The organism is Alistipes sp. ZOR0009, assembly GCF_000798815.1.
GTDB lineage: Bacteria > Bacteroidota > Bacteroidia > Bacteroidales > ZOR0009 > Acetobacteroides.
In genome coordinates this window covers 1-9,589 of sequence record NZ_JTLD01000040.1, presented here as the reverse complement: position 1 = coordinate 9,589, position 9,589 = coordinate 1, and the positions used below count along the sequence as shown (strand labels likewise).

Below are 9,589 nucleotides of genomic sequence, written 5' to 3'. Positions count from 1 at the left end.
CAATCCATAGCGGATCGACCACCATGCCGCCTATCAGCACGTTCTGCCCCTCAAAGAGCACGTTCTTAACCGTAAGCGCCCCCAGGTAGAGAATCGAGGAAAGGTTTACGAAAACAAATACCACCAGCCAAAAGATGGCCATCACGCTTTTAACGCGGCCATCGTAGCGCTTTTCCAGAAACTGGGGCATGGTGTAGATGCCCGACTTGAGGAAGATGGGCAGGAAGAAGACCGCCACAATGATCAGCGTGGCAGCCGCCATAAACTCGTACGAGGCAATGCCCATACCCAGCGCAAATCCCGAGCCCGACATGGCGATAAACTGCTCGGCCGAGATGTTGCTGGCAATAAGCGAGGTGCCGATAACCCACCAGCTAAGGCTTTTGCTGGCAATGAAGTAGTCCGCGGCGTCGCGCTCTCCCGCTCCCTTCTTGCGGCGCGTTACCCATAGGCCAACACCCACAATAATTACGATGTACGCCACCAGAATGGCGTAGTCAATCAGTTGAAATCCCATATATTCCAGTTATGGATTTTGGTTAATAAATTGTCTGAGCAGAGCAAGGATGAAGGCACATAGCCTACCAGTATACCTTACCCTTCATCTAATACACATTTTAACGCAATCAGTACTACTCTAAACAAAAGTTATTTGTGCGAGGTAGTGGTATTGCGAAATGCTGCTATGAGGTAGCAAATAAGTAGAGGAGGCGAGGTGCCTTTAAGAATGGCTACTGTATGCCTCCCAGTCGATAACTCGGAGTTGGGACATATTTTGCGCAAGCTGGCTGGCTGAAAGTAGATAATTTGCTATAGTTACGCGGTATATGCTTACGTTTAATGTGCTCCAGAGTGGCTTTATGCTTCCCATCTTTTCGAGCGAATAGGATTGGGCTACTTCACCATACTGGCTATTGAGCAACGTCCAAAGGTGGTAGTCACAGTCGCCTTCATCATCGGAAATAACGAACTGCGTACCGAGGAGTGATAGTAAGCCTAATGCTACGGTAATGCTTTTGCGGTTGCCTCCAAAGCCGCACCCTTCTCGGACTTTAAGAAAAAAGGGAATTTTGATATGGTGCTTTAGAAGTATATGCTCTAGAAAGTTGATATTTTCAAAGCCAAAGTAGAGCACGGTTGCCGTGTTGCGTATGCCATTTTGAAAAAAAGATACGTCTAGCAGCTTTATGGAAGGGGTTGTTGGTGCATCTACTGCATTGTCGGCATACTCTGGATTAATGCAGTAGCTTTCGCCGTATGTAGGCTCTAGCTCTAGGTCAAATGCGGCTTCGATGGTAACTTCGGAGTTTGGGGCGCCTAGCGATAGCGTGTTGCTGTTTTTGAAGAAGGCTCCCTCGGGATAGTGTAAAATGGTTGTGTTCGTTTCTAGCGCGTAACCTGCTAGCTGATAATCGGTGTGAATATAGAGGTTGGGGCTGTCGCCTGTCAGTCTATGTAGCGTTGAACTTTCAGTTACATCTCTAAAATCGATACCGGCACTAGGATACCAAAGCAGAGTTGTTCTGTCTTTTAGGCTTTCCCAAAGCATCAGTAGCCGCTCGTGGGCTAATCTGTTACGTCCGATAAGTAGGAGATGTAGCATGCAGTGTAGGTAATAATGGGTAAAGGTAGCGCGAAATGAGATATGTACTCTTTTGTTTTTTATATTTGCTGCTAGAAAATATAGTTTAACAATTGCAAATCGTGTATAAAAATGAAGTTGAAGGTACTCAATGCACTCTACGTGTGCCTTAATGTACTATTGTTTTTAGTGGTTGTTGTCGGTTTTTTTGCAGATAGCCATACGTTGAGGTACCCTTTCGTTGTTTTGCTGATTGCTACAATCGTAGCCTACTATTGTAGGCGTATAAGCTACTTTAAGGAGATAAAGCCCCAAAGGCTATTTTTAATAGGGAAAAGAGGAGCATGTCTGTGGAGTGGGGTAGCTTCATTAGCAGGGATTATGCTAATGCTAGGCTTGTGTGTGGAACTTATCTTTAGCTTGGATATCTTTCGTTCGATATCTTTTCTATACTTCTTTCTGCTTTGGAATGCCTTTACTTGGATTGATGGGAACCGCATCTTGTACTACTATACATTTATGTCTGATGCCATTGCTAAGCCAGGTTATGGTGCGGCTCGTATTCGATGGGCGGATGTTGATAGAGTGGAAGGGGCTGAAAACTCGACAATGCTTAGCCTAATCTTAAAGAATGGAGCTATCAAAAGGTTGCAGATTGATAAGGTGACGCAGGTTTCTATCCCCGTTTTACTGACATTTATGGAGAGTAAGACAAAGGCGTAAGCTTTACGCCTACGCCTTTGGTTGTTTGGACAATACTAAGACAATAATTAGAGAAGACCTGCGTAATCGCTACGGAAGTTTTTTCCTGCATAAAAAATCAATACGCATCCACAGTAGGCTGCTACTTAAGGGGAGTTGTTTGCTTGTCATCATTTATTAGGGAAATATTATTCCCCTCAATAATAATTGCGCGAGCTCTGCCTGTGCGACGATTATGGTCGTTCTTAACATTCACATCAATAACCTTCCCATGCTGGTGCAGGTTGATATCCTCGAAAATGGTATGGCCAACGATGATACGCTTTACTCCGTACTTGGTAAGAATGGCGTTTAGTGCTTCCTTTTCGATGGGAGAGTACTTATCGTCGCTTTTTACCAGCCCACGATACCAGATTGGTCCCATCTTGTCGAACAGAAAGTAGGCCAACGAGCTTTTATCTTCGATTTTACTCTTCCCAACTCCAAGGTATTTCCGCATGGTGCTGTTAACCTCGTCTAAGGATAGGTTCTTGTCTAAAAATTCTTGGCTAAGACCAGCATGCACAAATAGGTTGTCGCCAACTTTTTCGATGAAATTACGGCTACGTAGCCAGCGGCCTAGCTCCGTGTTTTCGTCGAAGAGTGACCTGTAGTCTACCTTGAGGTAGTTGGAAATATCTTCATACTTATCGTCGGTGTACTTGTAGTTTCCCGATAGAACCATATCCTCGTGGTTTCCGATGATGTAGTGTAGCTTACCTCCCGATTTAGACGCTTCTGCATCGAGCTTATAGCAAAGCCATAAAATGGGAAGCACATCAACACCTCTGTCGAAGGCATCTCCAATAACCACCAAATGGTTGGTGCCGTAGCTCCATTGATAATCGTTATTTATAACATTACCTGCTTTTAAGATTGATACAAAGGCATCGAAGTCTCCATGAGGATCGGATAGAACAAAAGTTTTGGTTGGTTGTGTGTAGGTGTTGGCTGGCACTTCTATGGGGTGCAGGGCAATGTTAAACTTATGCTCGGCTTCCTCAGAGAGAACTTCGAATACTTTGGGTAGCTTGTCTATAGCGTAGGTTAGGTTGGTTATATCGCCCTTATTGTTGGCCGATATAACGTTTACGCTTTTCCCTTTGTAGATAATGTAGGGGCCGTCTGCATGAAAAATATCCTTTTCATCTTCATGCTTATCGGCCATTAACGTGAAACTCGATAGAATAATGGTTGTTAAAATAATAACCCTTCGAGTAATAAAATCCAGTATCATAGTCTGCTTTTAAGTTTATATTCAATATCGTTTGCTTATATGGTCTGTCCTAAAAAATATGTATATTTTTTTGTTTTCAATATTTAAAAGATGGGTATGCTGCTGATGCCTGTAAGTTTTTGTTTTGGATCAATTACTACTTAAGGGGACTTATTTCTCCCTTGTCATTTATTGTGCTAAAAGAATTGCCCTCTATAATAATTGCACGAGCAAGATTTAAGCTTCTGTTTTTAGAGTTGTCTACATTAATAGGAACAACTTGTCCACTATACTGGCTTTTTATTTCGTCGAAAATAGTGTGCCCAACAATAACATCATCAACGTTGAATTGAGTGCGCAATGCGGCAAGAGTACTTTGGTCAAAGGCTTCGTATGAAGCATCGTTTTTTACCATTCCACGGTACCATAAGGGGCCATTGCTATCGAAAAGGAATTTTGTATTCGGTTCTTGGATATTTTCCTTCCCTAAACCTAATGATCCCCTCATTGTTTGATTTATAGCTTCTAACGAAAGATGCTTGTCTAGCAAACTTTTGCTGATACCAGCATGGACAAATAGGTGCTTCCCAATAACTTCTATAAAGTTTCGAGAACGGATCCAAGCCCCAAGTTCTGTTTTTGCCGCAAATAAGTTTTTGTAATCCATTTTAAGAATGCCTGCAAGTTTTGTGTATTTGGCTTCGGTATATTTATAATTTCCCGAAAGGACCATATCTTCATGATTGCCTATAATGAAATGAAATTGTCCACCTGCGGCTGTGGCTTCTTGGGTTAGCTTATAACATAACCAAAATATTGGCAAAACGTCGACACCTCTGTCAAAAGCGTCTCCTATTACCACCATATGATTTTTATTATATGTCCATTGGTAGTTTTCGTTGATAACTTTTCCGGCTCTAAGAATAGATACAAATGAGTCAAAATCGCCGTGAGGATCGGATAGAACGAATATCTTATTGTTTGATGTAGTTGTTGGGGAAGAGGGGGGATTGTTTGGACTTAAAACAATAGAAAACTGATGTTTTCCAATTTGGGAAAAAACTTTCAATTCTTTTGGTTCCGATCCAGCCGCATACTCCTTGCATTGCAATTCACCATTAGCACCAATTTGGATGATTTTTGTTGAGTTATAGTTGTGAATAACGTAAGGTCCGTCTATGGGATAGGTCGCCTTTGCTGTATCTTTGATTTCATCTTTAGAACAGGATGCTGATGTAAATATTACAACAAGAAGCAGGCCTAGTAGTCGTATGCTTTTACAGGTTGACATGTGCGGTAAAGGTCTTAAGTAAGGATGCACTCTCTATAATAAAGAGTGCATCCGTTGTTGTTAGTATCCAGAGTTTTGTTGATCTCTCATATTCTCGTTGGCGTCCATTTCTGATTTTGGTACAGGAAGTACGGTTTTGAAGTAGTTCCAATCGTAACTTCTAGCAGCAGGAGTTAGCGCGCTTAGATGAGATTTGCCTTTCCTTTCGATGAGTAATCCATTTCTCATGGCATCGAAAAACCGGTGACCTTCTCCCATAAGTTCTTTTCTACGTTCTGTTAGAATTTGTGCTAGCGTTATGGTGCCAGATACACTTTTTGTAGGATTACCTCTCTTTACAATTGCATCAAGATACTTAATGGCTTTGTCGTTATCTGGTGTTGTTTGCCTGATGGCTGCTTCTGAAGCAATAAGGTATGCTTCGGAAAGGCGAAATACAGGAATATCAGAACTTCTGAAATCTTCATCAGTGCCATTGCCCAAGTATTTTCTGAAATACTTTCCTTCAATTAAAGCGTAGCGAATATCTTTAGTATCTGCTTTCATGAGCGTTAAGTAATCATCAGATAGAATGATATCTTTGTATCCTTTATCGTGATAAAGACCGCCTAACGACTCATTACCCGCATTATCGGTTGCTGTGTTTACTATTTTAAAGAGTACCTCTATGTCCATTTTATCCTTCCATCCAGCAAGATATTCCTCGTTTTTCCATAGGCGGTATCCTATCTTTTCGGCAGATGAAATGGCATCCTCAGCAGTTTTTAGGGCATTATCAAAATCTCCTTTGTATAGGTAAACACGAGCAAGAAGAACTTTTGCTGCTGCTTGATTAAGTTTGCCAGGGTTGGCCTTATTTTCAAGAATTTGAACAGCCTTTGTTAGGTCCGCTAGAATTTGTGTATAACATTCTGCAACTGTACTTCTTCTTGGTTTTACATCATATTTTGAAGATTGAGGAAGGATAACACCGCCCCAAGATTTGCCAGCATCCTTAGTGTATGGTGACCCATAAACCTTTGTTACATCAAAAAGAGCCAATGCACGAAGCGCTAATGCTTGTCCTATAATATCGTCAGTTAGGGCGGCTGGTTTTGCTGCAAGAATGTTATTTGCTAAACGAATAACTTTATAGGGATATTTCCAAAAGGAGCTAGGAGCGTTGTCTTTGTTGTATTGAAGCATGTAGAAATCGGCACATCTTTTGGTATTGCTGTAAGCTTGAGCATCTTCGCTTGTAACATCGCCATAGTACATCATGCGTGCTCCGTAATACTCGTAGCTCTGCATGGTGTTATAAATACCATTTAGGGCGTAATCTGCATCAGTTGTGTTTTCTATTGCTTTTTCTGTTTCAACAGAGGTGGTTGGGGAAACATCTAACCAGCTGTCGCTGCAAGATGAGGCTGCTATTGTCAAGCAAATTACAAAAGCGGTAATATATTTATTTCTCATATTGGTCTGTTGTTTTTAGAAGTTGATTTCAATACCAAAGGTCACAGTTTTAAGCGGAGGTAATTCGAAATATACGCTACCATCTTCTGGAACTTCAGGATCATAATCGTTGTAGGCTGCCCATGTTAATAGGTTAGTTGCAGAGCAGAATAGTCTTGCTTTTGATATTTTGGCAAGTTGGGTCCATCGTTTAGGAAGAGTTGCTCCTAGAGTGAAGTTTTTAAGTCTTAGGTGGTCGGTACTATGTACGCGATGAGTAGAACTCCAGTCGCTTAAAGGAAGCGGGTTGTCGACTATAAATACCTCGCAGTTGGTTTTGTCGCCTTCTTTTAGCCACCTATTTCTATAGTAGGTTGGTATATTGGCATAAGGTTCGCTGCCGCTATGCTCAAGCTTTTGTGCAGCGTTGTCATATGAGTAGCCTCCAATTGAGTAGGTAAACGTTAATCCTAAGTCAAAGATGCTATAAGTAATGTAGTTGCTAATAGCTCCAGTTACGTCAGGGGTGATTTTTTTCCCAATAATAGGATTTGCCTTGGCGGGATCTTCTGTAATATCCTTAATAAGATTGCCATTGGCGTCTGTTGTATTTGTGTAAAACTGAGGAGCCCCTGTTTGAGGGTTGATTCCTGCAAATTCTCGAAGGTAGAGCGTGAAGTAGGAATACCCAACTTTACGGATTTGATTGCCACTAGGTATCTGCTGTTGCTCTCCATCAAGACGAAGGATTTCGTTGTAGTTATGCCCAAAATTGAAGTTGGTTGTCCAGCTGAAATTTCTTTGCTTAATATTAGTTGTTTTGATATCTATCTCAAAACCTCTGTTTAGCATTTCTCCTTCATTGGTAAGAATTGAACCAAAACCAGAAGTTAAGGATATAGGTTTGTCAATTAATAGATCTTTTGTTTTTCTGGTGTACCATTCAGCTGTTAGGTTAACCCTATTAAACAATGAAAGATCAAGCCCGATATTGAAATTATAGTTTGTTTCCCATGTTAAGTTTTCTTTGGCAATTTGAGATTCTGTAAGCGTAGGCTTTGCAAAGTAGTCTCCATTTAGTCCTGTTAAATTCATGTAGCCATAGTAGCTAGACGGCAATGTTGCGTTTACGCCGTATGAGGAGCGAAGTTTTAAATCTGTGACTATTTCGGAAATAGGAGCCATGAATTCTTCTCCACTAACTCTCCATGCTCCAGATACCGACCAAAAATTACCCCATCTGTTATTTCCAGCAAGTTTTGAACTTCCATCTCGACGGAAGCTAGCTCCAGCAAAGTATTTGTTGTTGTAGCTGTAGTTTGCTTTAGAAATGTAAGAAATCATTCTAGTTTCGCTAGGACTTCCACTGACAGCATAGGGTATGGCACCATTAGAAATCGCTTGATAGTCCGATTTTGCAAAGTTTTTAGCAGTTCCTCCAAGGCCATCGTTAAACCTTTTATTAATTTCATATCCTGCTACAGCATCGAATGTGTGCTTCTCTTTAAATGTTGTTTCGTAGCTGATAACATTACTCCATACCATACTTTTGCGCTCGTCAAAAGTTACATCAGCTCTACCGTTATCCTTTACTCCATCAGAAGTTAAAGGATCATTCCATGATTTTCCTTTATTCATAGAAAAATCATAGCTAAATGTGCTTTTGAATTTTAGGCTATTAGAAAAAGAGTATGTTGCTTTTAATGTGTTGAAGGCTCTGCTGATCCATTCTCTGTTATAGTTGAGATCTGCGGTTGCTTTAGGGTTACGGCCATCCATTCTGGGGAAGTAATCAGAATATGTTCCATCTTCTTTAAATGCTGGATTAGATGGCGTGGCCGTATTTCTTGAAGAGTAAAGAGGAGAGGTATATGTTCCACCTTCGCTATTTACATCTTGTTGAACTTCAGAATACAAAAGATTTGCGGCAAGTTCCAATTTTGGAGCTATCTTATAGCTTACATTCAAACGGCCTGTCACTCTTTCAAGGTTTGATTGATATGAAACACCTTCTTGATTTGTATAGCCAATAGAGCTATAGTATTTCATTTTGTCGTCTCCACCCATTGCTGAAAATTCATAATTTTGGTGGAATCCTTTTCTGAATAAGATATCTGTCCAATCGGCCCAACCATTCCAAGGCTTTGGGGCATAGGTGTCGATATACTTGTTAGCATAGGCCGTCGCTTCTTCTTCAGTCATCTTTTTGTAGCTATTATCTTTTGCATACCCTCGCAAACCTTGGTTACGCAAACCTTCAAAAAGGACACCTCTGCGCTCTTCTCCTCCCATTGGAGTTCTGTATTGCATGGCAAAATCAGTGAATCCCATGTCTGCTTTAAAGCTGAAAATCGCTTTCCCTGATTTTCCACTTTTTGTTTTAATGAGAATTACACCATTTGCAGCTCTAGAACCGTATAAAGATGCTGCAGCTGCATCCTTAATTACTGTAATATTTTCAATGTCGGCAGGATTAATTGATGACATTAAATCAAAACCACCATTTGATCCTAGCGAACTTACGTTTCCTGACATCACAGGAACATCATCAATAACATATAGTGGATTATTTCCTGCATTAAAGGATCCCATACCTCTTACACGAATTTGAGCTGCTGATCCAGGTTGGTTAGAAGATCCTGATAAGGTTAAACCGGGAGAGGCTCCCTGAAGCATTTGCGTCAAGTTTGTTGTCGGAAGATCTTTTAAATTGTCTGTTTTAACCATAGAGGCTGACCCTGCAAATGCTGACTTCTTAAAAGTTCCATACCCTGTAATAATTACATCCTCAATCATTCTAGCATCATCTTCTAAAATGATGTTGAGAGGAATACCATTATGTGGTACTGCCATTTCTTGGGTTTTCATCCCAATAAAAGAAGCCTGGATGGTTTTGTCGTTAGGTAAAACTTTTAATGCAAATGTACCATCGTTAGCAGTTGCTGTTCCTCTTGTTGTTCCTTTAACAGCAATTGTTGCTCCGACAATTGGATTGCCTGATTTATCGACAACCTTTCCTTTTACCTCTACTGTTTGCTGAATAGAGGTTGTGCTGCTTGGCTCGTTTCCTCTTGCGCTAGCCAAGTCTGCTTGTGCATACATGGCTGATAGCAAAACTATTGCCGCCAGCATTGCTTTTCGAGTAGTTTTTTTCATAGATAGGGTTTTGTTTTGCTTGTTAGGCACTTGTTGCTTATTGCAACATTAGGGCAGGAAAAAGAGGAGGAGAAGCCCGAAGGGTGATTTCAAAAATCTGGAAACTTGTAAATGGTAGAACAAAAATCAGTTGAAGGATTACTAAATTGTACCAAAAACAGCTTCCAGA

The 9,589-nt window shown here is 40.9% G+C and carries 7 protein-coding genes; 1 reads left to right on the top strand and 6 read right to left on the bottom strand.

Annotated elements, in window-relative coordinates; genetic code table 11:
• A partial coding sequence (locus tag L990_RS12130) for a sodium:solute symporter family transporter (RefSeq protein ID WP_047449610.1) occupies window positions 1–517 on the bottom strand: 517 nt, incomplete at its 3' end.
• A 204-nt stretch (window positions 518–721) separates the two neighbouring features.
• A complete protein-coding gene (locus L990_RS12125; RefSeq protein WP_156121529.1) occupies window positions 722–1,603 on the bottom strand; it encodes a hypothetical protein in 882 nt (293 codons plus the stop codon).
• 111 nt (window positions 1,604–1,714) lie between these two features.
• Between L990_RS12125 and L990_RS12120 the strand changes: the two genes are divergently transcribed.
• Complete coding sequence (locus tag L990_RS12120) at window positions 1,715–2,305, top strand: hypothetical protein (RefSeq protein WP_047449604.1); 591 nt, start codon at window positions 1,715–1,717, stop codon at window positions 2,303–2,305.
• Window positions 2,306–2,426: 121 nt separating this feature from the next.
• Here L990_RS12120 and L990_RS12115 read toward each other — a convergent pair whose 3' ends face one another.
• The 4 genes from L990_RS12115 to L990_RS12100 form a co-directional block, all read right to left on the bottom strand.
• Window positions 2,427–3,560 (bottom strand): metallophosphoesterase, encoded by a 1,134-nt coding sequence (locus L990_RS12115; protein WP_047449601.1) that lies wholly within the window; start codon window positions 3,558–3,560, stop codon window positions 2,427–2,429.
• A gap of 136 nt (window positions 3,561–3,696) precedes the next feature.
• A complete protein-coding gene (locus L990_RS12110) occupies window positions 3,697–4,830 on the bottom strand; it encodes a metallophosphoesterase (protein WP_052180970.1) in 1,134 nt (377 codons plus the stop codon).
• Window positions 4,831–4,890: 60 nt separating this feature from the next.
• Window positions 4,891–6,285 (bottom strand): RagB/SusD family nutrient uptake outer membrane protein, encoded by a 1,395-nt coding sequence (locus tag L990_RS12105; RefSeq protein ID WP_047449598.1) that lies wholly within the window; start codon window positions 6,283–6,285, stop codon window positions 4,891–4,893.
• A gap of 15 nt (window positions 6,286–6,300) precedes the next feature.
• Window positions 6,301–9,420: a SusC/RagA family TonB-linked outer membrane protein gene (locus L990_RS12100; protein WP_047449613.1), complete on the bottom strand. Its 3,120-nt coding sequence runs from the start codon at window positions 9,418–9,420 to the stop codon at window positions 6,301–6,303.
• Between the last annotated feature and the right edge of the window lie 169 nt (window positions 9,421–9,589).

What these genes read in the sequence shown, in the direction of transcription:
- L990_RS12125 (WP_156121529.1), bottom strand. Translation starts at nt 1,603, where the DNA reads ATGCTACATCTCCTACTTATCGGACGTAACAGATTAGCCCACGAGCGG.
- L990_RS12120 (WP_047449604.1), top strand. Translation starts at nt 1,715, where the DNA reads ATGAAGTTGAAGGTACTCAATGCACTCTACGTGTGCCTTAATGTACTA.
- L990_RS12115 (WP_047449601.1), bottom strand. Translation starts at nt 3,560, where the DNA reads ATGATACTGGATTTTATTACTCGAAGGGTTATTATTTTAACAACCATT.
- L990_RS12110 (WP_052180970.1), bottom strand. Translation starts at nt 4,830, where the DNA reads ATGTCAACCTGTAAAAGCATACGACTACTAGGCCTGCTTCTTGTTGTA.
- L990_RS12105 (WP_047449598.1), bottom strand. Translation starts at nt 6,285, where the DNA reads ATGAGAAATAAATATATTACCGCTTTTGTAATTTGCTTGACAATAGCA.
- L990_RS12100 (WP_047449613.1), bottom strand. Translation starts at nt 9,420, where the DNA reads ATGAAAAAAACTACTCGAAAAGCAATGCTGGCGGCAATAGTTTTGCTA.